Annotated in this window: 23 protein-coding genes; 5 read left to right on the top strand and 18 right to left on the bottom strand. The window is 65.5% G+C overall.

Annotation, left to right across the window (positions count from 1 at the left end; genetic code table 11):
* Positions 1-101 precede the first annotated feature (101 nt).
* A complete protein-coding gene (locus H0A72_RS11165) occupies positions 102-995 on the top strand; it encodes a MurR/RpiR family transcriptional regulator (protein ID WP_343060177.1) in 894 nt (297 codons plus the stop codon).
* A gap of 79 nt (positions 996-1,074) precedes the next feature.
* Here H0A72_RS11165 and H0A72_RS11160 read toward each other — a convergent pair whose 3' ends face one another.
* The 8 genes from H0A72_RS11160 to nirK form a co-directional block, all read right to left on the bottom strand.
* The gene (locus tag H0A72_RS11160) at positions 1,075-2,277 is read right to left on the bottom strand and encodes an MFS transporter (protein WP_180155240.1); all 1,203 of its coding nucleotides are present in this window, start codon (positions 2,275-2,277) and stop codon (positions 1,075-1,077) included.
* A gap of 192 nt (positions 2,278-2,469) precedes the next feature.
* Positions 2,470-3,330: an N-formylglutamate amidohydrolase gene (locus H0A72_RS11155; protein WP_180155238.1), complete on the bottom strand. Its 861-nt coding sequence runs from the start codon at positions 3,328-3,330 to the stop codon at positions 2,470-2,472.
* Positions 3,331-3,427: 97 nt separating this feature from the next.
* Positions 3,428-4,480: an ABC transporter ATP-binding protein gene (locus tag H0A72_RS11150; protein ID WP_180155236.1), complete on the bottom strand. Its 1,053-nt coding sequence runs from the start codon at positions 4,478-4,480 to the stop codon at positions 3,428-3,430.
* Entirely contained in the window at positions 4,477-5,502 is a 1,026-nt protein-coding gene (locus H0A72_RS11145; RefSeq protein WP_180155234.1) for an ABC transporter ATP-binding protein, read from the bottom strand. The genes H0A72_RS11150 and H0A72_RS11145 overlap by 4 nt, the downstream gene beginning before the upstream one ends.
* A gap of 8 nt (positions 5,503-5,510) precedes the next feature.
* Positions 5,511-6,416 carry an ABC transporter permease gene (locus H0A72_RS11140; RefSeq protein ID WP_180155538.1) on the bottom strand — a complete coding sequence of 302 codons (906 nt, stop codon included), beginning with the start codon at positions 6,414-6,416 and terminating at the stop codon, positions 5,511-5,513.
* 29 nt (positions 6,417-6,445) lie between these two features.
* Positions 6,446-7,417, bottom strand: coding sequence for an ABC transporter permease subunit (locus H0A72_RS11135; protein ID WP_180155232.1), 972 nt, complete (start codon positions 7,415-7,417; stop codon positions 6,446-6,448).
* 15 nt (positions 7,418-7,432) lie between these two features.
* Positions 7,433-9,016: an ABC transporter substrate-binding protein gene (locus tag H0A72_RS11130; RefSeq protein ID WP_180155230.1), complete on the bottom strand. Its 1,584-nt coding sequence runs from the start codon at positions 9,014-9,016 to the stop codon at positions 7,433-7,435.
* A gap of 156 nt (positions 9,017-9,172) precedes the next feature.
* On the bottom strand, positions 9,173-10,642 hold the full coding sequence (gene nirK / locus H0A72_RS11125; protein ID WP_180155229.1) for a copper-containing nitrite reductase: 1,470 nt from the start codon (positions 10,640-10,642) through the stop codon (positions 9,173-9,175).
* 269 nt (positions 10,643-10,911) lie between these two features.
* On the opposite strand from nirK, the gene H0A72_RS11120 reads away from it, so the two are divergent.
* Positions 10,912-11,655 carry a Crp/Fnr family transcriptional regulator gene (locus H0A72_RS11120; protein WP_180155227.1) on the top strand — a complete coding sequence of 248 codons (744 nt, stop codon included), beginning with the start codon at positions 10,912-10,914 and terminating at the stop codon, positions 11,653-11,655.
* A 4-nt stretch (positions 11,656-11,659) separates the two neighbouring features.
* Here H0A72_RS11120 and H0A72_RS11115 read toward each other — a convergent pair whose 3' ends face one another.
* From H0A72_RS11115 to H0A72_RS11080, 8 genes are all read right to left on the bottom strand, one after another.
* Positions 11,660-12,568, bottom strand: a complete 909-nt coding sequence (locus tag H0A72_RS11115; protein WP_180155225.1) for a formylglycine-generating enzyme family protein — start codon at positions 12,566-12,568, stop codon at positions 11,660-11,662.
* 146 nt (positions 12,569-12,714) lie between these two features.
* Positions 12,715-13,710 (bottom strand): lipoyl synthase, encoded by a 996-nt coding sequence (gene lipA / locus H0A72_RS11110; RefSeq protein WP_180155223.1) that lies wholly within the window; start codon positions 13,708-13,710, stop codon positions 12,715-12,717.
* A 165-nt stretch (positions 13,711-13,875) separates the two neighbouring features.
* On the bottom strand, positions 13,876-14,661 hold the full coding sequence (locus H0A72_RS11105; RefSeq protein WP_180155221.1) for an enoyl-CoA hydratase: 786 nt from the start codon (positions 14,659-14,661) through the stop codon (positions 13,876-13,878).
* A 13-nt stretch (positions 14,662-14,674) separates the two neighbouring features.
* The gene (gene lipB / locus H0A72_RS11100; RefSeq protein WP_180155219.1) at positions 14,675-15,322 is read right to left on the bottom strand and encodes a lipoyl(octanoyl) transferase LipB; all 648 of its coding nucleotides are present in this window, start codon (positions 15,320-15,322) and stop codon (positions 14,675-14,677) included.
* Between the two features lie 7 nt (positions 15,323-15,329).
* Complete coding sequence (locus H0A72_RS11095; RefSeq protein ID WP_180155217.1) at positions 15,330-15,605, bottom strand: DUF493 family protein; 276 nt, start codon at positions 15,603-15,605, stop codon at positions 15,330-15,332.
* Between the two features lie 5 nt (positions 15,606-15,610).
* Positions 15,611-16,474, bottom strand: coding sequence for a D-amino acid aminotransferase (locus tag H0A72_RS11090; RefSeq protein ID WP_180155215.1), 864 nt, complete (start codon positions 16,472-16,474; stop codon positions 15,611-15,613).
* Between the two features lie 42 nt (positions 16,475-16,516).
* Positions 16,517-17,761 carry a D-alanyl-D-alanine carboxypeptidase family protein gene (locus tag H0A72_RS11085; RefSeq protein ID WP_180155213.1) on the bottom strand — a complete coding sequence of 415 codons (1,245 nt, stop codon included), beginning with the start codon at positions 17,759-17,761 and terminating at the stop codon, positions 16,517-16,519.
* 31 nt (positions 17,762-17,792) lie between these two features.
* Entirely contained in the window at positions 17,793-18,437 is a 645-nt protein-coding gene (locus H0A72_RS11080) for an alpha/beta hydrolase (protein WP_180155211.1), read from the bottom strand.
* A gap of 71 nt (positions 18,438-18,508) precedes the next feature.
* On the opposite strand from H0A72_RS11080, the gene H0A72_RS11075 reads away from it, so the two are divergent.
* Positions 18,509-19,384, top strand: a complete 876-nt coding sequence (locus H0A72_RS11075) for a biotin--[acetyl-CoA-carboxylase] ligase (RefSeq protein WP_180155209.1) — start codon at positions 18,509-18,511, stop codon at positions 19,382-19,384.
* Entirely contained in the window at positions 19,384-20,217 is an 834-nt protein-coding gene (locus H0A72_RS11070; RefSeq protein ID WP_180155207.1) for a type III pantothenate kinase, read from the top strand. Before H0A72_RS11075 ends, H0A72_RS11070 begins: the two co-directional genes overlap by 1 nt.
* On the opposite strand, the gene H0A72_RS11065 is transcribed toward H0A72_RS11070, so the two are convergent.
* Both H0A72_RS11065 and H0A72_RS11060 read right to left on the bottom strand, forming a co-directional pair.
* Complete coding sequence (locus H0A72_RS11065; protein WP_180155205.1) at positions 20,196-20,384, bottom strand: hypothetical protein; 189 nt, start codon at positions 20,382-20,384, stop codon at positions 20,196-20,198. The genes H0A72_RS11070 and H0A72_RS11065 overlap by 22 nt on opposite strands.
* 9 nt (positions 20,385-20,393) lie before the next feature.
* A complete protein-coding gene (locus H0A72_RS11060; RefSeq protein WP_180155203.1) occupies positions 20,394-21,455 on the bottom strand; it encodes a LacI family DNA-binding transcriptional regulator in 1,062 nt (353 codons plus the stop codon).
* A 177-nt stretch (positions 21,456-21,632) separates the two neighbouring features.
* Here H0A72_RS11060 and H0A72_RS11055 point away from each other — a divergent pair, with 177 nt between their 5' ends.
* Complete coding sequence (locus H0A72_RS11055; protein WP_180155201.1) at positions 21,633-23,063, top strand: ABC transporter substrate-binding protein; 1,431 nt, start codon at positions 21,633-21,635, stop codon at positions 23,061-23,063.
* The last annotated feature ends 5 nt before the right edge of the window (positions 23,064-23,068 follow it).

The following is a 23,068-nucleotide window of genomic DNA, read 5'->3' as shown; positions in this document are numbered from 1 at the left end:
AAATAAATCAATATAATCATGCTTGAGGCGACTCGCGCGTTCAAAACTGTTGCGGTTTTAGAACGCACCCTGCAACCCCAGCCACCGGACCATACCTTCCAGTGACCGACACCCATTCCCCCGCGTCCGCGCCCTCCAGCCTGGACGCCCTGAGCGCACGCATCCAGCGCGGCTTCGCCGCCATGACGCCCCAGTTCCAGGTGGGCGCCAAGTATCTGCTGGATTTCCCCGACGAGATCCCGGTCTCGTCCATGCGCAAGGTGGCGGCCCGGGCCGGCGTGCAGCCCGCCACCCTGGTCCGGCTGGCGCAATCGCTGGGGTATCGCGGCTGGGAGGACTTGAAGCAGGTCTTCGTGTGCTCGCTCCAGCGCCCGCCGCGCCGTTACGCGGACCAGGCGCGGGAGCTCATACGCGGCAAGAATCCGCGCAGCGCGCTGGAGCGCGCCGTCATGGCGCAAACCGACAACATCCGGCAACTGGGGGCCGACAACGCCGACCGCATTCCCGAAGCCGTGAAACTGCTGACGCGCGCAAAGCGCGTCTATGTCGCCGGCTTTCGCGCGTCGTTCGCGCCCGCCTTCAGCTTCCAGTACCTGTACCGCCTGTTCCGCCCCTCGGTCGCCATGCTGCGCGGCGACGCCGGCACCCTGGAAATGGAATTGCGCGCCCTCACCGCCTCGGATGCCGTGGTGATCATCGGTTTCGAACCCTATTCGCAGGAAACCGTTCGCGTGGCCGACGCCGCCCGCTATGCGGGGTGCCGCGTCATCGCCATTTGCGACAGCGTCCTGGCCCCGCTCGCGCGCGTCGCCGACAGCACCCTGCTGTTCTCGACCAAGACACCGTCTTTTTTTCCATCCAGCGCCGCGGCGACCGCGCTGGTCGAACTGCTGATCGAACAGCTGCTGGCCAAGGCCGGCAGCCAGGCCGTCAGCGGCATCGAGCATGCCGAGGAACAGCTGCACCGGACCGGCGCATACGTCAGCGGCAAATGAACGGCGGCTGCCGCTGGAAGCGGCGGCCTTTCAGCCGCACGCCGGGACTTGCCGACGCCGGAAGGCGGGCGGCATCGGCCTAGCCGGCCGCCCCCGCCGCCCTGCTGCGCCGCAGGAACAGCCCCAGCAGCGCAAACCCGATGATCGCGGCCGGAACCAGCGACCCCACGTTCAGCCAGTACCAGCCCTGCGTCGTGACCAGGGCGCCGGAGCTGAACGATGAGACGGCCATGACCATGAACACCGCGAAATTGATGGCGCCCTGCGCCTTGTCGCGCTCCTGCGGCGTATGGGCCTGGGTGGCCAGCGTGGTGGCGCCCGTGAACAGGAAGTTCCAGCCCACGCCCAGCAGGAAGAGCGCAATGAGGAATTGCTCGAAACTGCTGCCCGACAGCGCGACGGCGATGCACGCGATGTTGATGAGCAGCCCCGCCGCCATCACTTCCAGGACGCCGAAACGCTTGATGAGCGAGCCCGTGAAAAAACCGGGCGCGAACATGCCGATCACGTGCCACTGCAGCACGGTCGCGGTATTGCCGAATTCGAAGCCGTAGACTTCCATGGCCAGGGGGGTGGCCGCCATCAGCAGATTCATGATGCCGTATCCCAGCGAAGCGCCCAGCGCCGCCACGATGAACACCGGCTGGCGCGCGATCTCCGACAAGGGCCTGCCGCTGTCCTGCGGCGCGCTCTTGCGCGCGTCGTCGGGGAAGCGGATGAACTGCATGATCAGCAAAGCCAGCAGCCCGACCACGGCCAGGGCCAGGTACGCCCCCATGAAGGGATGCGACGCCGCGTCTTTGGCGTATTTCGCCAGATTCGGCCCGATGATGGCGCCGATCAGCCCGCCCGCCAGGACCCATGAAATCGCTTTCTCGCGGTGTCCCGCTTCGACGAGCTCGGTCGCCGCGAAGCGGTAGAGCTGGCCGTTGGCGCTGTAGTACCCCGCGATCAGGGTGGACAGGGTCAGCAGCCAGAAATTCTGTATCCACACCGAAGCCGCGCACAGCAGGGCCGAGCCGATGGCCGTGAGCAGCCCCAGCTGGAACGATTTCTTCCGCCCATACCGGCTCTGGGTATGCGCGACGATCCCGGTGGACAGGGCGCCGCCCACCACATACCCCATGACCGGCAGCGTGGCCATCCACGGCACCGGCGTAAGGCCCATGCCCACCAGCCCATTGATGGCGATGAAAGTGACGTTGTTGGTAAGGAACAGACCTTGGCAGATGATGAGGAGGATGAGGTTCTTGTTGAAGAATCGTTGCGATGGGGAGGGCATGGTGTCAGCAATGGGCGTCGGCGTCCGCCGATGGGGATCCGGAGGCCGGATCCGGGGTTTTGGCTCAAATTTCAGTAATAAGCATATAGCAAGAAGAAATATAACTCCACTTGCCGATGCCGTGTGGATTTTTGGCAAGCCAGAAACGCCGGCTGATCAGCATGCCCGCGCCGTCATCGGTTCAATCCCCCATCACAGCACGGATCGCACAAATTCCGACACCTTCCCGCACAGCCCCGTCAAATCCCTCTGCAAGACCGAGAAGTTCGCGCTCTTCTCATAGGACTCCTCGTCCATGTACAAACTGCGATTCACCTCGATCTGCAGGCTATGGCGGTTTTCCTCCGGGCGCCCGATCCGCGCAATCAACGCCACGCCCTTGAATGGATCATTGCGCGCCACCGTATAGCCGCAGTCCACCAGATAGTCCTCGATGATGCCGATCAAAGTCGGATCGCAAGTCGTGCCGTCCCGGTCCCCCAGCACAAAATCCGCCAGCGGCTTGTCCGTATCGATCTCGAGCACCTCGTAGGAATTGGCCGGCATCGAATGCAGGTTCAAATGCCAGACCACCCCGAAACGCTCATGCGCGGCATCGATCTGCTTTTGCAGAGCATCGTGGTACGGTCGGTGATAGCTTCCGATGCGGTTCTCGACCTCGCCCACCCAGAGCTTGCGGTCATAGATGGGCTGGTTGCGCGCGCGGCTCCAGATCAAGCCGTGCCCCAGCCGCGATTTCTCGGTCGGATTGAGCTCCGTCGTCCAGGGTTCCGCCAGAATGTTCGGATCGATGTCGTCCTCTTCGCGGTTCGGATCGATATAGGTGCGCGGGAAATTGGCCGCCAGCAGCGTGCCGCCCACGGACGGAATCGCCTGCCACAATTCCTCGACAAAGGTGTCCTCGCCCGAACGCAGCACCGAGATCGGTATGGCGTACTGAAAATCGGCGGGGTAGATCACGCCGCTGTGCGGCGAATCGCAGACCAGCGGGATGGCGCTGGCCTTGGGCAGGGACAGGACATAGGGTTCGAATTCCGTGTCGGCGAATTTCATGGCGTCTCCAATAAGTGAACTGCTCGGTGCCCAGCGCATGGGTGTCCAGGGTCATGGCGGCATTTCCGCCGCGGATCGCGCCGGCTGCCGCATGGCCCTACATATCATCCAGATGGCAGGCGCTCAGGTGGCGCTTGCCCGCGTCCATGCCCGCCGCGGTCGTCCCGGAAGCGGCAGCCGGCGCGGCCTTCACCGGCTTTAGCACGGGGCGTTCCCGGGTGCAGCGCTCCATCACGAAAGGACAGCGCGGGTGGAACGGACAGCCCGAGGGCGGATTCAGCGGGGACGGAAGCTCGCCCTTGATCGTGTCGAATTGGCGCCGGTCGGTGCGCAGCACGGGCAATTCCTTGATCAGCGCCTGCGTATAGGGGTGGCGCGCGCGGCTGAAGATGGTGTCGGTGTCGGCGATCTCGACGATGCGGCCCAAGTACATGATGGCCACGCGGTCCGATAGGTGGCTGACCACGCCCAGGTTGTGGCTGATGAAGAAATAAGTCAGCGAATATTCCTTGCGCAGCTGCATGAACAGATTCAGCACCTGCGCCTGGATGGAGACGTCGAGCGCGGCCACGGCCTCGTCGCAGACGATGACCGAAGGCTTGACGGCCAGCGCGCGCGCCACGCCGATGCGCTGGCGCTGCCCGCCCGAGAACTGGTGCGGGTAGCGATAGCGGTAGGAGGGATCGAGCCCCACCTTGTGCATGAGCTGCGACACGTAGGCTTCTTTTTCGCCGCGCCGGATCATGCCGTGCACCACCGGGCCTTCGCCGATGATGTCGATCACGCGCATGCGGGGATTGAGCGAGGAATACGGATCCTGGAAGATCATCTGCACGCCGAGCTCGTATTCGCGCCGCGCCGCGCCGCCCAGCGAAGCCACCGGCTTGCCCTTGTAGCGGATCTCGCCGGCGGTGGGCGGCAGAATGCCGGTGAGCATGCGGCCCAGGGTGGACTTGCCGCAGCCCGACTCCCCCACGATGCCGATGACTTCGCCGGCGATGACGTCCAGGTCGACGCCGGCGACGGCATGCACCGCGCGCGGCTTGACCCCGCCTTTCAGCGCGCCGCCGAGGCGCGACAAGAGATCCACGGGCTGGGTATAGACGCGCTGCACGTTGCGCAAGCCCAGTATCACTGCCGGTTCGCTCATGCCTGCACCCCCTGGTGCCAGCAGCTGGCCCAGTGGCCGGGGCCGACCTCTGCGAAGGGCGGCGCCCGCAGGCACTGGCTGTCGGCGCGATAGCAGCGGGCCTGGAAGGGACAGCCTTCCGGCAGATTCAGCAAGGACGGCGTCGAACCGGGAATCTGGAAGAGCTCCTTGCCGCGCGTGTGTATGGAGGGGATCGAGGAGATCAGGCCATGCGTATAAGGGTGGCGGGCGCCGCCGACGATCTCGGGCGTCGGCGCGGTTTCGACGATGCGCCCCGCATACATGACCGCCAGGCGGTCGGCCAGGCCCGAGACGATGGCCAGGTCGTGGGTGATCCAGATCAGCGCCGTGCCCAGCTCGCGGCACAGCTTCTGGACCTCGAACAGGATCTGCCCCTGTATGGTGACGTCCAGCGCCGTCGTGGGCTCGTCGGCGATGATCAGCTTGGGGGAGTTCAGCAGCGCGATGGCGATGGCGATGCGCTGCCGCATCCCGCCCGACAAATGGTGCGGATACACCAGCAGCCGTTCCTCGGGCGAGGGGATGCCCACCTTGACCAGCACGTCGATGGAACGCGCGCGCGCCGCCTTGCGCGAGACCTTGTCGTGCGCGAGCACGGCTTCGATCATCTGCGTATCCACCCGCAGGGTGGGGTTGAGCGTCATCATCGGGTCCTGGAAGATCATGGCCATGTCCTTCCCGCGCAGCTGGCGATACTGTTCGGGCGACAGTGACAGCAGGTCCCGGCCGCCGAACATCAGGCGGTCGGCCCGCAGCCTTCCCGGGGCGTCGACCAGGCCCATGAGCGAGAAACCGGTGATGCTCTTGCCGGAGCCCGACTCGCCGACCAGGCCCAGGATCTCGCCCTCGCGCAGCTGCAGCGACACGCCGTCGACCGCCTTGACGATGCCGTCGCGCGTGTGGAACCAGGTCCGCAGGCCCCGGACGTCGAGCAGCAGCTTGGCTTCCTGCGCATCGTGGCGGGGCGTCCGGGCTGGGGCGAGGGTCGCGGTTTCAGTCATGGCGGGCCCTAGATCTCGTTGCGCGGATTGAGGATGTCGCGCAGGTGATCGCCCACCAGGTTGATGGCGATGACGATCAGCGCAAGGGCGATGCCGGGGAAGAAGGAGATCCAGTAGTTGCCCGACAGCATGAATTCGAAGCCGTTGGAAATGAGCATGCCCAGGGAGGGTTCGGTGACGGGCACGCCCACCCCCAGGAAAGACAGCGTGGCTTCGAGCGCGATGGCGTGCGCCAGGTCTATGGTGGCGATGACCATGAGCGGCGGAATACAGTTGGGGAAGACATGCCGCCACAGGATGCGATGCCAGGAAAGCGACATGCAGCGCGCCGCCTCGACGTATTCCTTGTTGCGCTCGACGATGGCGGCGCCGCGCGCCGCGCGGGCGAAATAGGCCCACTGCACCGCGATCAGCGCGTAAATGACCTTGTCCACCCCTTTGCCCAGCACGGCCAGCAGGATGAGCGCCAGCAGGATGGAGGGGAACGACAGCTGGATGTCGACGATGCGCATCAGCAGGGCGTCGATGCGCCCGCCGAAGTATGCGGCGATCAGCCCGGCCGCCGCGCCGATGAGGAACGCCACGATGACCGACACGAAGCCCACGAACAGGCTGGTGCGCAGGCCGTACAGAATGGCCGACAGGACGTCGCGCGCCTGGCCGTCGGTGCCCAGCCAGTAGGTGAGCGTGCCGTCGAAATTCTTGGCGCCCGGCGGCATTTTGGAATCCATGATGTCCAGCGACCCGATGTCGTACGGGTTCTGCGGGGAAATCCAGGGCGCCAGGATCGCCAGCAAGATGAACGCGATCAGCATGACCAGGCCCAGCACGGCCACCTTGCTGGACAAGAACTGGGCGACGAAGACGCGCAGCAGGCTTTCATGCCGGGGCACCGCGGGCGCGGCGTCGGGCATGGCGGGCGTCAGCGATTTTTGCAGTTCCATCAGGCGGCTCCCAGGCGCACGCGCGGATCGAGTATGGTGTAGGCGATGTCGACCACCAGGTTGAGCATGGCCAGGAACACCACGGTCAGCATCAAATAGGCCACCACCACGGGCCGGTCCAGGGTGATGATGGAGTCGATCAGCAGCTTGCCCATGCCCGGCCAGGAAAATACCGTTTCCGTCACCACGGCGAAGGCGAACACCTGGCCGTATTCCAGCCCGCCTATGGTCACGATGGGGATCATGATGTTCTTCAGCAGGTGCACGCCCAGCACCCGCTTTTCGCGCAGGCCCTTGGCCCGGGCGAACTTGATGTAGTCCTGCGGCAGGCATTCGCGGGTTGCGGCGCGGGTCACCCGTATGATGAGCGCGCACTTGGCCACGGCGATGGTGCTGGCCGGCAGGATCAGGCTTTTCAGGCCCTCCCAGTTGAATATGCTGAGCTGTATGGGGCCGAAGGTTTCCACCGGGCCGCGCCCGCCCGCGGGCATCCAGCCCAGCATGACGGCGAACAGCATGATCAGCATCAGCCCGACCCAGAAATTGGGCAGCGAGAACCCCAGGACCGAGCCCGACATGATGCCGCGCGCGGCCAGGCTGCGCGGCCGCAGCCCCGCGTAGATGCCCAGCGGCACGCCGATCAGGACGGACAGCAGCATGGCCAGCGTGGCCAGTTCGAGCGTCGCCGGCATGCGCTCCAGGATCAGGCGCATGGCGGACTCGCCGTTCAGGAAGCTGTTGCCGAAATCCAGGTGGACGGCCTTGGACATGAAAATGGCGTACTGCTTCCACAGCGGCAGATTGAGCCCCAGCGTTTCGCGTATGGCCTCGCGCTCCAGGTCGCTTGCCTCGGGGCTGGCCAGCATCAGCACCGGGTCGCCGATGACGTACAAACCGGCGAACACCAGCGCTGACATGATCAGCACGACGACCAGGGTTTGCAGCAGGCGACGGACGATGGTCGATAGCACCGCGCGACCGCCCCGCTACTTGGCCAGGGTCATGTACTGGGCGAGCGTCATCTGGTCGGCGCGGCCGCCGTAGCGGATGTCCTTCTTCATGGCCCACACCGAGAGCTCGAACTGCAGCGGCAGCAGCGCGTAGTCGTCCATGGCCATGTCGCCCGCCTTCTGCAGCAATTCGGCCCGCTTGGCGTCATCGAGGGTCTTGGAGGCTTCGAGCACGAGGTTGTCGACGTCCGGATTGGAGTATTTGCTCCAGTTGGTGGTGCCGATGCCGCGCGCCGGATCCTTGGTGACGATGAGCGAGGTCATGGGATTGAGCATTTCGCCCGAGCTCGCGGCCCAGCCCGCCAGGTAGGCGCTGAAGGCGAAGGCGTTGCGCTGCTTGAAGAACACCGGCGGCGCCATGGTTTCGACCGCGGTCTTGACGCCGATGCGCGCCCACATGGAAGCCACGACCTGCGCGATGCGCTTGTCGTTCGTGTAGCGGCCGTCGGGCGAGCCCAGCGACAGGGTGAAGCCGTTGGGATAGCCGGCCTCGGCCAGCAGCTTCTTGGCCTTCTCGGCGTCGGCCGGCGCAACCTTGGAGTATTTTTCGGACGTGCCGAAGGCCGGATAGGCCAGCACGTTGGCGGCGGGCAGGCCCACGCCGTCCATCACGCGGTCGACGATGGCCTTGCGGTCGATGGCGAGCGACAAGGCCTCGCGCACGCGCCGGTCGGTCAGCGGATTCTTGCCGTCGGTGCCCTGCATGCCGGCGGGCGGCTCCTTGCCCTGGTTCAGGGCGATGTAGATGACCCGCACGGAAGGCGTTTCCTGGATGTACAGGTTCTTGTCCTTCTTGAGCTTGGGCAGGTCGTCGGTTGGAGGGTCTTCGATGACGTCGACGTCGCCGGCCAGCAGGGCGGCGACGCGGGCCGCGGAATTGGTGATGGGCCGATACGTGACCTTGTCCCACACGGGCTTCTCGCCCCAGTAGTGCTCGTTGCGGTCGAGCACGATTTCGGCGCCGCGCTTCCAGGATACGAACTTGTAGGGGCCGGTGCCGATCAGGCCGTCGCCGCGGTTGAGCTCGACCGTGGTCTTGCCTTCAGGGGCCGGGCCGGACGCCGCCTTCTTGGACATGATGGGCACCATGGACAGATTGGCCAGCAGGACCGGCGACGGGCCCTTGGTGGTGATCTTGACGGTGTGCGGATCGGGGGCCTCGACCTTGTCGACCGTGCTGAGGTAGAGCGCGTAGGACGAGGGGCTGTTGGGCACCTTGGGCACGCGATCGTAGGTGAACAGGACGTCGTCGGCCGTGAAGGGCGAGCCGTCCGAGAACTTGACGTCCTTGCGCAGCTTGAAGACCCAGACGTTGCCGTCGGCGGTCCAGGATTCCGCCAGCGAGGGGATGGGCTTGGCATTGCCGTCGGTGCGCACCAAGGGATCGAAAATGGTCTCCGACATTTGCGTGTTGGGGGTCAGCGAATGGAACTGCGGATCCATGGAACTGGGTTCGGAGCGCAGCGCGATGGTGAGGTCGCGGGCCTGGACGAGGCCGGATCCGGCCAGGAAACCAACCGCCAGCGCGGACAGGAGAACGGTTTTGCGAATCAACTTCATGGTCATGCTGCCCCTTTTTAGGATTGAGTTAAACGGGTGACGCATTAACGCTGCCGTGGCACAAAAGAAATCGCTCCATGCCTTTTGGACATGGAGCGAGTGTAGCCAGCTAAGTCGATTTCAAAGATCGGTATTTTCCCGATGCAAGGTTACTACCTATCTCACCGCGCTGAGCATGTATTCCACAGCCGCCTTCAGGGTCGCATCGTCGGCCGTCGTGGCGCCCCGCGGAGGCATGGCGCCCTTGCCCTTGATGGCCACTTCCATCATGGCGTCCATGCCCCGGGCGATCAGCGGATCCCATGCCGCCTTGTCGCCCAGCTTGGGCGCGTTGGCCACGCCGGTGGTGTGGCAGGCCACGCAAGCCGACTTGTACAGCTTCTCGCCGCTGGCGTGCGCGGTCGTCTTGGCGGCCGGCTTCGCGTCCTTGGCCGCGTCCTTCGCGGGTGTCGCCGCGGCCACCTTCTTGGGAGCCGCCGCGGCCTTGGCGGGCGCCAGCATGTGCTTGGTCTTGGCCGCGTTTTCTTCCGAGAGCTTCACGTTCTCGGGCGTGATCGGACCGGCCGCCTTGATCTGCTTCATCAGGTTGTCGTTCCATTTGCCCTCGACCACGAAGTGGCCGGCGGCGCCCAGTTCGAAAGCCTCGATCAGGTTGTGGTTGACGTAGGCGTACACACCCGGCTGCTTGAAGGTGTACAGCGCCGCGCCGGCCGACCCGCCGCGGATGAACCAGGTTTCAAGGTCTTTCTCGGGCGGGTTGTTGAACTTGCCCGTTTCCCAGACCCAGTCGCCGTGGCCGCCGATCAGGTGGGGACGGGTGTCGCGGTTAGCCTGCGAGTGGATCATCAGCACGGTCTCGCCGACCTTGGCCTTCAGTGCGCCCGCGCCGGTCAGCGCGCCGACCTTGCCGTTGAACACGACGTGCGTGGGCGTCAGCTTGCGCATGACCTCCACCGTGTCGGCGTAGCTTTCCGCCAGCGATGCGTAGTCCTTGTACTTGCCGTCTTCGTCCTTGGGAATGTACAGGTCGAACTCGCCGATGGTGTAGGCGATGTCGTACTTCAGTTCGTTGCCCTTCGGATCCTTCAGGCCGTCGCGCGGCAGCACCATCATGGTGCCGCTCATGCCCGACACCACGTGCCAGGGCACCATGCCTTCGGGCGCGCAGTGGTAGACGAACACGCCGGCGCGGTCGGCCTTGAAGCGCAGCGTGGCCTGTTCGCCGGGATGCACGTCGGTCAGCTTGGCGCCGCCCAGCGCGCCGGTCGCCGAGTGGAAATCGACGTTGTGCGGCATGGCGTTGGTCGACGGATTGACCAGGGTGATTTCAAGGTAGTCGCCTTCATGCACCACGATGGTGGGGCCGGGCATGGAGCCATTGAACGTCATGGCCTGCATCGTCGTGCCCTTGTCGTCGATGACGATTTTCTTTTCTTCGATCGTCATGGTGACTTCGACGATCTTGGGGCCCGAGCTTGCCTTTTGCTCATGCGGATGGACCATGGGCGGCGGGACCAGATCGACCTTGACGCGATCCAGCTTGTCCGCGGTGTCGGCCATCACGGGAACGCCCGCCATCAGCGCGGTCATCACCACGGCAAAGAGGGTAGGACGGAACGCTTTCATTTGCAACTCCCTTCTTTCTATTTACGTTGTCAATTTCAACACCCTCATTTGACTCCTCGGGAGGCTCCGCTTCTTTGCTGCAGAACAAACTTCTGGACACATTTTTCCGGGTTTACCCCTATTCTTGATGCAGGTTGGATCAGGGTCCGCCAAGGGGGCCCAGGGAGGAGCGGCGGACGCCCCGCATGGCTGTTGTTGCCTTTGCATACCGGCCGCCGGAAACCGGGGTGTTAGAATCGAAAGTCCTGGTTCCTAGCGTGGATATCCCAATGAGCTCTCTTCTCAACCGCTCGCTCATCAAGAATCTCGATCTGTTCCGGTCCTTGTCCGAAGCCGAACTCGATCAGGCACTGAAAAGCGCGCAGTCCATCCTGCTCCAGGAAGGAAGCACGGTGTTCACGCAGGGCGAGGCAGCCGACCGTTTCTTCGTGCTGCTGCACGGGCACCTGAAGGTCGTCCAGGTCACGCCCGACGGCGAACAGGTCACCGTGCGCTACGTCAGCCCCGGCGAGGTCTTCGGCATCGCGCGGGCCATGCGGCGCAGCCACTACCCGGCCACGACGCTGGCGGTCCAGGAAAGCATCGTGCTGGCCTGGCCCTCTTCCGAATGGGACCAGTTCATCGCCGGCAACCCCCAGTTCGCCTTCAACGCCCTGCAGACCGTCGGCCAGCGCCTCCAGGACGCCCATTCGCGCATACGCGAGCTGTCCACCGAAGAAGTCGAACAGCGCGTCGCGCGCGCCATCCTGCGCCTGGTGGACCAATCCGGCGCCAAGACCAGCGAAGGGATAGAAATCAGCTTTCCCATCACCCGGCAAGACATCGCCGAAATGACCGGCACCACGCTGCATACCGTCAGCCGCCTCCTCAGCCAATGGAAAGACCGCGGCCTGGTCAACAGCGGCCGCAAGCGCATCACCGTCCGCTCTCTGGACGAACTGATCCGCCTTGCCGAAGGCCCGCAAATCCAGACCGACCAGGGCGACCCGGTACGAGGCGTCACCCCTTCCTGAAGCACTAGCCGATACCCAGTTTTTCACGCAGGGAGCCCGATCCGCCGCGCGGCTTGGCGCCGGAGTCGTCCCGCACGAGCCTGAAGCCCAGGTTGCTGGGGGGAACCCCCACCGAGCACGCGCCGCTTTTCGGATCGCGTATGAAGTCGGTGATGTAGCTGCGATGCGGGCCGGCCACCACGCGCACGCCGCAGTTCTCCGACCCGGCCGCGGCGCCGGAACCCGCGACCAGGTCCAGGTTCACCCGCACGCTGCAGGTGTCCGTCCAGTCCCAGACGTTGCCGGCCATGTCCTGCAAACCGTTGTCGTTCTGCCCGAAGCCGCCGAAAGGCCGCAGCGTGCCGTCCACCGTGGTTTTCCGCTGCGTTTCCAGGGCGTACTCGGCCAGCCAGCGCTGGGCCGGATCGCTGGAATCGAATTCTTCGAGTATGACGTCTTCCTTGTAGGCCGCGCCGGCCGCATACACCCATTCCGCGTAAGTCGGCAGGCGATAATGGTGGCCGGTTTCCCGCGACAGCCACTGCGCGTAGTCCGTGGCGTCGCGCCAGCTGATGCCCACCGCCGGCAGGTCCGGGTCGGCGTCATCGCGGTGGTCGCGGTCCAGGGGCTTGCATGCCTTGGCCGCCACGCAGGCGGCGTACTCGGCCTGGCTGACCTGGCGCTTCATCATCCGCAGGCCGCCGGGCAAGGCGTCCGTGGCCTGGGCGGGCGTGACGGGAAAGCCGTTGCGCAGGAATTCCCCGGGAGGATAATACTTGACCGCGCCGGGCGGCAGCGACACGAGTTCCGTGGCGTCCGAATCGGCGGTTTGTTCAGAGGGCTTGGGCCCTTCCTGCACGCAGCCGGCTACGAATGCCGCCGCGAGGGCGATGGCGGTGAGTCTGGATAATGTCTTGACTGCTGGGGCACGCATGGTTCTGCACCTGGTTCGTCGGCTGGCTTCCAGCCCTACAGGCACATTGAAGCACCCATGGCGCGCGCCGTCTTTGTGCTGGGACAAAGACGGCCATCTATATATAGGGATATCGCGAGCCGCGGCGCCCTGGCGCCGTGCGCGGCCTAGGCTACGCCGGCGGAATGCGCCTGCTGGTCGGCGTGGTAGGACGAACGGACCATCGCGCCCACGGCCGCATGGGTGAAGCCCATGGCATAGGCTTCGCGTTCCAGCATGGCGAAGGTGTCCGGGTGCACATAGCGCAAGACCGGCAAATGGTGTTCGGACGGCTGCAGGTACTGGCCGATGGTGAGCATGTCTATGTTGTGCGCGCGCATGTCGCGCATGACTTCCAGGACTTCCTCGTCGGTTTCGCCCAGCCCCACCATGATGCCGGATTTGGTCGGCACATTGGGCTGCAGCGCCTTGAACTCGGCCAGCAGCTTCAGCGAATGCATGTAGTCGGCCCCGGGACGGGCCTGCTTGTAAAGGCGCGGCACGGTTTCCAGGTTATGGTTCATGACGTCGGGCGGGCATTCGTTGAAGATGTCCAGCGCGCGCTGCAGCCGGCCGCGGAAGTCGGGCACCAGCACTTCGATGCGGGTGGACGGCGACTTGACGCGGACCTCGCGGATGCAATCCGCGAAATGGCCGGCGCCGCCGTCGCGGAGATCGTCGCGGTCGACCGAGGTGATGACCACATAGGACAGCTTCATGAGCGCGATGCTGCGCGCCAGGTTGGCCGGCTCGCTGGCGTCCAGCGGGTCGGGGCGGCCGTGGCCGACATCACAGAAGGGACAGCGCCGGGTGCACTTGTCTCCCATGATCATGAAGGTGGCCGTGCCTTTGCCGAAGCATTCGCCGATATTCGGGCAGGAGGCTTCCTCACAGACGGTGAAGAGATTGTTTTCGCGCAGTATGCGCTTGATGTCGTGGAAGCGCGAGCCCGGCGCGGCGGCCTTGACCCGTATCCACTCGGGCTTCTTCAAGCGTTCGGCCTGGACGACCTTGATGGGAATGCGCGAAGTCTTGTCCCCGGACTTCTGCTTCTGCGTGGGGTCGTAGGGCGCGGGGCGCACGGTGGGTTTACGGACTTCGGGCTGGTCAACGGGTGTAGTCATACAGGTCCCTGCCACGAAACGGCATCGCTTCGCGCTGTAAGCGGCGGCATGCTTCATACCACCGGCTATGGATGGAGGAAAACGGTATTTTACCGCGCGGTCCGGCGCTTCGCCTAATTCCCCTACAGGGGACGCTTGTTGCATTGCCGCACAGCAACCGAGCCGTCAGCGCCCCTTCCACACGGGATGCCGCTTCTGCATGAACGCGTCTATCCCCTCGGCCACGTCCTCGGCCATCATGTTCTGCGCCATCACCCCCGCCGCATAATCGTAGGCGTCCGCCAGCTGCATCCCCCGCTGCCGCTGGAACATGCTCTTGCCGGTGCGCACGGCCAAGGGGCTTTTCGCGCAAATCGCCGACACCAGCTCCGCCACCTTAGCGTCCAGCTCATCGAGCGGCACCACGTGGTTCACCAGGCCGTTGTCGCGCGCGTCCTGCGCGCTGATGAACTCGCCCGTCACCAGCATTTCGAAAGCCTTCTTGGCCGCCACATTGCGCGTCAGCGCGACCGCGGGCGTGGAGCAGAACAGGCCGACATTGATGCCCGACACCGCGAACCTGGCCGCATCGGCCGCCACGGCCAGATCGCAGCTGGCCACCAGCTGGCAGCCCGCCGCCGTGGCCGTGCCGTGCACCCGCGCGATCACCGGCACCGGCAGGCTGACGATGCTTTGCATGACCTGGCCGCATTGCTGGAACAGCTGCCGGTAATAGCCGTGGTCCGGCTTGGAGCGCATCTGCTTCAAGTCGTGCCCCGCGCAAAACGCGCGCCCATTGGCGGCCAGGACCACGCAGCGCGCGTCCTCGTCCCGCGCGATTCCGGCCAGCGCATCCTGCAGCGCGTCCAGCAATTCCTCGGACAGCGCATTGAACTGATCGGGACGATCGAGCGTCAGCGTGACCACGCCGCCGCTGCGCTCGGCCAGCAGCACATCACCCGCATTTGCCATGCATGCCTCCTTTCTAGCATTGACCGGCCTGGCCGAGCCGGGCCGCCAGCCGCCGCGCCAGCGACTCGCCGGTTTCGGTTACGGTAGCGCCAATCCCGCGGGACCGCAAATCCACCGTCTTCAACCCTTCGTAGCCGCAGGGATTGATGCCCAGGAAAGGGGCCAGATCCATGTCGACGTTGAGCGCCAGGCCATGATAGGCGCAGCCGTTGCGCACCTTGATGCCCAGGGCGGCGATCTTGGCCAGTTCGCCGCCGGCCGAACCGCCCAGCGGCACGTAGACGCCGGGCGCCCCGGGCTTGCGGCAGGCGCCCCGCACGCCCATGCCCGCCAGCAGATCGATCAGCACGTCTTCCAGCAAGGCCACGTATTCCTTGACGAACAGCTTCATGCGCCGGAGATCGACCAGGCAATAGGCCACCACCTGGCCGGGGCCGTGATAGGTGACCTGGCCGCCGCGGTCGCAGCGGACAATTTCGATGTCGCCGTGGTTCAGCACGTGCTCGGGCTTGCCCGCCTGCCCCAGGGTATAGACCGGCGCATGCTCGGCCAGCCAAATTTCATCGGGCGTATGTTCATCGCGCGACTCGGTGAAGTCGCGCATCGCCTGCCACGCCTGCAGGTAGGGCGTGGGCCGGGGCAGCCATTTGTACGGGATCATGGGCGCGTCAGAGGACCACGGACACCATGTGGTGGCCGTGCAGCGCGCGGTACAGGGCGTCCAGCTGCTCGCGCGAGGTGGCGCGGACGATGAAAGTCAGCCCGATGTAGTTGCCGCTTTTGCTGGGCCGCATTTCCACGGTGGACGGATCGAAGCCCGGATCGAACTGCAGCACGACCTCGGTGAGCGCCTGGGCGAAGTCCGGGTGCGACTTCCCCATGACCTTGATGGGGAAGTCGCTGGGGTACTCGATGAGCGATTGCTCGGGTGGAATTTCCCGCATGGCAGTCAAAGTGCGGCGATGGCCCGGTCGTAGCCTTCGCGCAGCTTGGCGTACACGGGGCCGGGCTTGCCCGACCCCACGGGCTTGCCGTTGTAGGTGGTGATGGGCAGCAGTTCCTTTGTGGCCGAAGACAGCATGAGCTCGTCGGCCTGGTCGACTTCCTGCTGCGAAATCGGGCGGGCGTTGAACGGGATGCCCGCGGCCTCGGCCAGCTCTTCGAGCAGGCCGTAGCGGATGCCTTCCAGGATCAGGTTGCTGCGGGGCGGCGCCAGCAGCACGCCGTCTTTCACCATCCAGATATTGCAGGACGACCCTTCCGACATGTAGCCGTCGCGGAACTGGATGACTTCGTCGACCCCGTTGTCGACCGCGTGCTGCTTGGCCAGCACGTTGCCCAGCAGGGACACCGACTTGATCTCGCAGCGCAGCCAGCGCATGTCGGTCATGCTGACCACCGACATGCCTTGTTCGCGGACCTGCGCGCCGGGCCGGACGAACGGCGAGACCATGCAGAAGATCGTGGGCGCGACGCCCTTGGGGAAGGCGTGGTCGCGCTTGGCCACGCCGCGCGTGACCTGGATGTAGACCATGCAGTCGCCCAGCCCCGAGCGGCCGATGAGGTCATGGACGATGCGCTCCCAGTCGGCGCGCTTCAAGTCCACCTTGATATCGATGGCGGCCAGGCTGCGTTCGAGGCGGGCCAGGTGGCCGTTCATGCGGAACGGCTTGCCCTCGTAGGCGGGAACGACGTCATAGATGCCGTCGCCAAAGATAAAGCCACGATCCAGCACGGAAATCTTGGCATCGCCCAAACGAACGTAGTCTCCGTTCAGGTAGACGATACTGTCGTTATCGACATCAGGAATCATTATTGCACCCGGTGAAATAGTAGGGAGACGGCGCCCGCGCCGTCATTCGAACAGCATGAGGATCTTGTCGTAGATACGGCCGAAGAAGCCCGCCTCGGGGACGTCCTGCAGCACGTACAGGGGTTCTTCGCGCAGCACCTTGCCGTCCAGCGACAGGGACAATGTGCCGACGCGGTCGCCTTTCTTCAGCGGCGCCACCAGGGGCTGCGCGTACTGCGCGACCGGCTTCACCTGCGCCGACTGCCCGCGCGGCACCGTCACCCAGGTGGCGCCCCGGGAGCCCAGCCCGACCGAATCGATCTGGCCTTCCCAGACCCTGGCCGTGACCGCCGGCTTGGTGTCGTCGAACAATTTGACGGTATCGAAATTCTGGAAGCTCCAGTTCAGCAGCTTCAGGCTGTTTTCGCTGCGCGCGGAATCGCTGGTGGAACCGACCACCACCGACAGCACGCGGCGGCCGTCGCGCACCGCCGTGGCGACCAGGCAATACCCCGCCGACTGCGTGTGGCCGGTTTTCAGGCCGTCGACCGTCGGGTCCGTCCAGAGCAGGCGGTTGCGGTTGTTCTGCTTGATCTTGTTGTAGGTGTATTCCTTCTGGCTGTAGTAGTGCAGGTATTGCGGGAAACGCGTGATCAGGTTTTGCGCCAGGACGGCCAGGTCGCGCACCGTGGTCAGGTGGGTGGGGTCCGGCAGGCCGGGGGAATTGGTGAAATGGGTATCCTTCAGGCCCTGGCGCGCGGCCTCGTCGTTCATGAGGCTGACGAAGGCGTTCTCGCTGCCGGCCACGGCCTCGGCCAGCGCCACGGTGGCGTCGTTGCCCGACTGCACGATCACGCCCTGCAGGAGCTCGTCGATCGTGACCTGGCTGTTGGGCTTGATGAACATGCGCGAGCCTTCGGTCTTCCAGGCCTTTTCGGACACCGTCACGGACTGCTCGAGCGTCAGGCGCTTGTTCTCCAGCGCGTCGAACACCAGGTAGGCGGCCATGAGCTTGGTGAGCGACGCCGGCTCGACGCGCTCGTCGGGGTTGACCGAAGCGATGATCTGGCCGCTGTTCACGTCCATGGTCAGCCAGGCCTTGGCCGTGAGACTGGGCGCGGGCACCGTGGCCAGCGCGCCCACCTGCACCCGGCCGTCGGCGGCGGGCGCCGCGGCGGCGGCTTCGGGAGCGGGCGCGGCGGCCTGCTGCGACCAGGCCGGCGCGGGCGACAAGGCCGCGGCCAGGGCCAGCGCGGCGGCAAAACGGGAGATCCGGGAAAAATGCAAGGAGGAAGGTCTGTATGTCATCGGCATATCGTAAAGGAATTTTTCCGGGCCGTCACACCGCCGCCAGGCGCAGCTGCAGCAGCTGCTTGAGTGCGATCAGCTTGCCATGGAAGAAGTGGCTGGCGTCGGGAACGACCACCATGGGAAGGCCGTGGGCGCGCGCGAATTCCATGGATTCGGAAAGCGGCACGACCTCGTCGGCCTCGCCGTGAACCAGAAAGGTATCGGCCGGCACCTCCACCGTGCGAAAGCGGAAGCGCTCGACCGCCGAGCCGAACAATAATAAGGCATCCGGCACTTTTTGCGATTGCTCGGCCAGCACGGAATACAGCTGCGCCGCCACCGACGTGCCGAAGGAAAAGCCGGCCAGCACCCACTTGCCTTGCGACAGTTCGGGATACGCCTGGCCGAATTGCCGCAGCAGAAGTTCCATGTCGGAGGTTTCGCCGACGGCGGCGTCGAACTCGCCCGCCGAAGCGCCCACGCCGCGGAAGTTCGGGCGCAGCGCGGCCAGCCCGTGCTGGACGCAGGCGCGCGCGATCGTCGTGACGATTTTGTTGTCGCGCGCACCGCCATGCAGCGGATGGGGATGCAGGACCAGCGCCCAGCCGCGCGGCGCCGACATGGGCAGATCGAGCGCGCAGTCTATGGGGCCGGCGGCGCCCTCGAAGGTTATATTCTGGGTGCGAGCAAGCATATCGGCAGATTAAGATATAAACGAAGCGTGCCTATTTTACGCCACGCATTCCGACACAACACGCAACAGTCATGAACACCCAAGCCCCTTCCTTTTTGCCCGACCCGGAACCGCTGCAGGCCGAACTCCGTTCCTGCCTGCCGCAGTTCAAGCAGGTGCTGTGGGTCGAACAAACGGATTCGACCAACGCCGACCTGCTGTCCAGGGCGCGCGCGCCGCAAGGCCCGCTCGCCCGTCCCTGGCTGCTGGGGGCCCATTTGCAGAATCGCGGCCGCGGACGAGCCGGCCGAAGCTGGCAGAACCGCCGCGGCGCCAACCTGATGTTCTCCTGCGCGTTCGACCTCTTCCTGCCGGCGCATCAATTGCCGACGCTCTCGCCGCTGGTCGGCCTGGCCGCCTGCGTCGCCATGCGCGGGCTGCTCGACCCCGCCAACCGGCCGCTGCTGACCATGAAATGGCCCAACGACCTGCTGTGGAAGTCCGCCAAGCTCGCCGGCATATTGGTGGAAGCCACCCGCGCCGGCACCTCGCGCCTGGCGCCCGACCACTACGTCGCCATCATCGGCATGGGCGTCAACCTGGACGACGCCCGCTCGCTCAGCCAGTCGCTGAACCGGCAAGTGGCCGACTGGTCGGAGATCGCCCGGGAAGACGCCGCGGCGCAAGCCGTTTCCGCCTGCGCCATGGTCGCAGCCCTGGCGCAGGCCTGGTACGACAGCCTGAATCAAGTCACGGCCTACGGCTTTGGCTCCCTGCCCGAACGCTATGCCCAGGTCGATGCGCTGGCCGGTCGACGGATCGACGTCCTGGACGGCGGCCGCCTGCTGCATGCCGGCATCGCCTGCGGCGTCGACACGCAGGGCCGCCTCATCCTGCGCTCGCCCGAAGGGGAAACCGCCGTGTCGGTGGGCGAAGTGTCCGTGCGGCCGCAATCGGAGGCGCGCTGATGCAAGTGCTGATCGACGCGGGCAATACCCGCATCAAGTTCGGCTGGACGCGGCGCGACACCGGCGAACGCGAAAACCAGGTCCTGGCGCTGGAACACAACAACATCCAGCAGGTGGCGGCCTGGCTGGCCGCGCTGCCGGAACCGCCGCGCGCCGCCATCGGCGTCAACGTGGCGGGCCAGGCGCTGGCGAGGGAACTCGAATACATATTCAGCTTCAGCCAGGGCCTGGCGATAGACTGGGTGGACGGCGCAAGAACGGCGCCGGAAGTCGTCAACCTGTACGACCAGCCCGCGCAGCTGGGGCCGGACCGCTGGGTGGCCATGATCGGCCTGGCCCGACGCCTGCCCGAGGCGCCCGCCATCCTGGCCAGCTTCGGCACCGCCACCACCATCGACACCCTCGCGCCCGCGGATCCCGACGGCGCCGCGCAGACCGGCGGCTATGCTTTCCAGGGCGGCCTGATCCTGCCCGGCTTCGACCTCATGCGCGCATCGCTGGCCAACGGCACGGCCAACCTGCCGCACGCGGAAGGCGGCGCCGTCCCCTTCCCCACCAACACCCACGAGGCCATCGGCAGCGGCATCGCCGCCGCGCAGTCCGGCGCGCTGCTCAGGCAATGGCGTGCGGGCCTGGCGCATTTCGGGCGGGCGCCGCGCATATTCTGCAGCGGCGGCGGCTGGCCCATGGTGGAAGACGAAGCGCGGCGCGCCCTTGCGCAAATGCAGCGCGACCTCGGCCTGCCCGAGCAGGCCATGGAATGGCTGGGCACCCCCGTACTGGACGGGCTGGCGCGGCTGGCGCTGCTGGATCAGGAAGCGCTGGGGCTCTGACCGCTTACCTTGGATTCGGGCGCACCCAGCTGGATGGCGTGCTGGTTGCGTTCGGACAGCATGCGCGGCTCGCGCCCGCGCTCGCTGGGCGGCGGGCCGAAAAAGCCCTGGCCGAAACCCAGGACGGCGACATTGGCCAGCAGAACGACGATGAAGAGGAATCTCATGCGCGCAGTTTACCGCAAGGCGCCCCCGCCCGGCGGCGCCGTGCTGCCCCGGTAGACCACCTCGATGGGGAAGGACTGGAAGGCCTCGAATTCCTTTCCTTCCAGCCGCGCAATGAGCTGTTCCGCCGCCGCATGGCCGATTTCTATGATGGGCGTGCGGACGCTGGTCAAGCCCGGCGTCTGGGTGGCGCCCAGGTCGGTATTGTCGATGCCCGTGATGGACATGTCCCGAGGAATGCGCAGCCCCGCCTTCCGGCAGGCGATCATGCCGCCGACCGCGAAAATGTCGTTCGTGGCCACCACCGCCGTCGGCCGGTCCGGCAGCGAGATCAGCCTGGACATCCCCTGCTCGGCCGTGCCCAGGTGGATGGGCGCGTACTGCACGTGGCGCGGATCCAGCGCCAGCCCCGCTTCCGCCAGCGCCGCCCGCATGCCCTGGCCGCGCGCCATGGCCCGGTCGTTGCCTCCCAAGGGCGCGCTCAGCAGCCCGATGCGCCGGTGGCCCAGTTCGATGAGATGGCGCGTGACCTGGTAGGCGGCGGCCTGGTTGTCGAAACCGACGCTGGGATGCCGCCGCAGCGGGTCCACCCCCCAGGTCAGCACATACGGCCGCCCGTAGTCTTCCAGCAGTGAAAACAAGGCCGGGTGGTGATCCAGGCCCACGAACACGAAGGCGTCCATCCCGTGCTGCACCAGCTGCGAAGCCACGCGCAATTCCGCGTCCAGATCGTAATGGTGCTCCGCCAGGACCAGGGCGTAGCCCTGCGCATTGACCCGCTGGTGCACCGCGCTGGTGGTGCGCGCATACAAGGCGTATTCCATCGAAGGCACCACGGCGCCGATCATGCGCGTGCGGTGGCTGCGCAGGGACCGCGCGCCGCCATGGGGCACGTAGCGCAGCTTGTCGGCCGCCGCCCGCACGCGCGCCAGGGTTTCGGGGTCGACCGCATCCGGGTTGTTCATGGCCCGGGATACCGTGGCGGTCGACACGCCCGCCAGCTGCGCGACGTCTTTCGAGCTTGAGCGCGACCGCGGCGTGGCGGCGCGGCGGCTGTGGGGGGAGTCGGGCATCTGGCTAGGCGATATGGAAGCGTGCGTTTAGTAAACGATTACAAATGGCGATGGAGGCGATCATATTACGGGTTTACACCTAATTCAAGGGCATTGTTTAACATAGATCAAGCTGCTATATTACCACAATGTAAACGTTTACATAGACCGGTGGCCGTATTCTAGTCAGGAGACATCATGAATAAAACGCCAGGCTTCATGCAAAAGAACGGTAAAGTCGACCAAGCCTCGCGGCGCAAAGTGCTCAAGCAAGCGGCATCGGCAACCGCGCTGGCCATGGTCGGCCCCGGCTTGCTGCCGCGCGCCCACGCCCAGGGCAACGGCGACCTCGCGCCCTACCAGTCCGCAAAGATCAACTGGCGGCAGGCGGAAGGCAAGCAGATCACCGTGGCGGTCATCCCGGCCAGCTATTTCGAAAACCTGATCTCCCTGGTGCCCCAGTTCGAGCAGCTGACGGGCGTGAAGGTGCGCATGGAAAAAGTGCCGCCCGGGCAGATCCGGCAAAAAGCCATGCTGGACCTGTCTTCCCGCACAGCCACCTACGCCACCCATGCCGCCGACCCCATGTACTACCCGCTGTACGTCGCCAATAAATGGGTCGACCCGCTGGACGGCTACCTGAACGACCCGGCGCTCACCGACCCGGCCTGGTACGACTACAACGACATCCTGCAGGCCTGGCGCGATGCGGATTCGGTCGGCGGCAAGCCCTACGGCATACCGTACGACGGCGAGGTCACCGTGCAGGTCTACCGCAAAGACCTGTACGACGCCAAAGGCCTGAAGCCGGCCGACACGCTGGAAGAACTGCTGTCCAACGCCCAGGCCTTGAACGACCCCGGCAACCGGCTGTATGGCCTGGCCTTGCGCGGTTTCGCCGGCGCCGGGCAGAACATGTACATCTACCCGTCCATCTTCCGCAGCTTCGGCGGCCAGTGGTTCAACGGCGATAAAGTCGTGGTCAATTCGCCGGAAGCCGTCAAGGCGCTGGAATGGTACGTGAACGCGCTCACCAAGTATGCGCCGGCGGCCGTGCGCAACTGGAACTGGCCCGACATCGCCGACGCCTTTTCACAAGGCACCGTGGCCTGCTATATCGATGCACACTCTTCCGCCGCCGTCATCACCAACCCGCAGAAATCGCGCGTCGTGGGCAAGGTCGCCTATGCGCGCTGGCCCAAGGGGCCGGGCGGCAAGCGCGTCACCTCGATCTGGAACTGGGGCTTCCCCATCAACGCGGCGCTCAAGCCCGACCTCAAGAAAGCGACCTGGCTGTTCATCGCCTGGGCGACCTCGGCCGAAACCCAGGCCCGCACGTCCTGGAAGTCCAGCAGCGCCACGCCGCGCTCCGGCCTGAATCGCGCCTCGCTGTGGAAGGCGCCCGAATTCGCCGAGGCCATGAAAGGCGCGGGCGACAACTTCATTCCCGCCGCGCTCGAATCCCTGGAACACGACACCGATGTGGAATGGCGCCCGCGCGTGCCGCAATGGCCGGCCATCGGCGACACCATGGCCGTCGCCATCCAGGCCGCCCTGGTGGGCGAGCGCAGCGCCAAAGACGCCCTGGACCAGGCGCAAGCCCGCATCGACCAGATCATGAAGGCCTGAGCGCC

The organism is Parapusillimonas granuli (assembly GCF_013416525.1).
In the GTDB taxonomy this organism is placed as follows: domain Bacteria; phylum Pseudomonadota; class Gammaproteobacteria; order Burkholderiales; family Burkholderiaceae_B; genus Parapusillimonas; species Parapusillimonas granuli.
Note: the sequence above shows the minus strand (reverse complement) of the source record. Positions and strands in the feature narration are given on the sequence as shown.

What these genes read in the sequence shown, in the direction of transcription:
- H0A72_RS11095 (WP_180155217.1), bottom strand. Translation starts at nt 15,605, where the DNA reads ATGCGGGAAATTCCACCCGAGCAATCGCTCATCGAGTACCCCAGCGAC.
- H0A72_RS11140 (WP_180155538.1), bottom strand. Translation starts at nt 6,416, where the DNA reads ATGCCCGACGCCGCGCCCGCGGTGCCCCGGCATGAAAGCCTGCTGCGC.
- H0A72_RS11160 (WP_180155240.1), bottom strand. Translation starts at nt 2,277, where the DNA reads ATGCCCTCCCCATCGCAACGATTCTTCAACAAGAACCTCATCCTCCTC.
- H0A72_RS11075 (WP_180155209.1), top strand. Translation starts at nt 18,509, where the DNA reads ATGAACACCCAAGCCCCTTCCTTTTTGCCCGACCCGGAACCGCTGCAG.
- H0A72_RS11070 (WP_180155207.1), top strand. Translation starts at nt 19,384, where the DNA reads ATGCAAGTGCTGATCGACGCGGGCAATACCCGCATCAAGTTCGGCTGG.
- H0A72_RS11080 (WP_180155211.1), bottom strand. Translation starts at nt 18,437, where the DNA reads ATGCTTGCTCGCACCCAGAATATAACCTTCGAGGGCGCCGCCGGCCCC.
- H0A72_RS11060 (WP_180155203.1), bottom strand. Translation starts at nt 21,455, where the DNA reads ATGCCCGACTCCCCCCACAGCCGCCGCGCCGCCACGCCGCGGTCGCGC.
- H0A72_RS11090 (WP_180155215.1), bottom strand. Translation starts at nt 16,474, where the DNA reads ATGATTCCTGATGTCGATAACGACAGTATCGTCTACCTGAACGGAGAC.
- lipA (WP_180155223.1), bottom strand. Translation starts at nt 13,710, where the DNA reads ATGACTACACCCGTTGACCAGCCCGAAGTCCGTAAACCCACCGTGCGC.
- H0A72_RS11155 (WP_180155238.1), bottom strand. Translation starts at nt 3,330, where the DNA reads ATGAAATTCGCCGACACGGAATTCGAACCCTATGTCCTGTCCCTGCCC.
- lipB (WP_180155219.1), bottom strand. Translation starts at nt 15,322, where the DNA reads ATGATCCCGTACAAATGGCTGCCCCGGCCCACGCCCTACCTGCAGGCG.
- H0A72_RS11115 (WP_180155225.1), bottom strand. Translation starts at nt 12,568, where the DNA reads ATGCGTGCCCCAGCAGTCAAGACATTATCCAGACTCACCGCCATCGCC.
- H0A72_RS11145 (WP_180155234.1), bottom strand. Translation starts at nt 5,502, where the DNA reads ATGACTGAAACCGCGACCCTCGCCCCAGCCCGGACGCCCCGCCACGAT.
- H0A72_RS11130 (WP_180155230.1), bottom strand. Translation starts at nt 9,016, where the DNA reads ATGAAGTTGATTCGCAAAACCGTTCTCCTGTCCGCGCTGGCGGTTGGT.
- H0A72_RS11065 (WP_180155205.1), bottom strand. Translation starts at nt 20,384, where the DNA reads ATGAGATTCCTCTTCATCGTCGTTCTGCTGGCCAATGTCGCCGTCCTG.
- H0A72_RS11105 (WP_180155221.1), bottom strand. Translation starts at nt 14,661, where the DNA reads ATGGCAAATGCGGGTGATGTGCTGCTGGCCGAGCGCAGCGGCGGCGTG.
- H0A72_RS11120 (WP_180155227.1), top strand. Translation starts at nt 10,912, where the DNA reads ATGAGCTCTCTTCTCAACCGCTCGCTCATCAAGAATCTCGATCTGTTC.
- nirK (WP_180155229.1), bottom strand. Translation starts at nt 10,642, where the DNA reads ATGAAAGCGTTCCGTCCTACCCTCTTTGCCGTGGTGATGACCGCGCTG.
- H0A72_RS11150 (WP_180155236.1), bottom strand. Translation starts at nt 4,480, where the DNA reads ATGAGCGAACCGGCAGTGATACTGGGCTTGCGCAACGTGCAGCGCGTC.
- H0A72_RS11085 (WP_180155213.1), bottom strand. Translation starts at nt 17,761, where the DNA reads ATGACATACAGACCTTCCTCCTTGCATTTTTCCCGGATCTCCCGTTTT.
- H0A72_RS11055 (WP_180155201.1), top strand. Translation starts at nt 21,633, where the DNA reads ATGAATAAAACGCCAGGCTTCATGCAAAAGAACGGTAAAGTCGACCAA.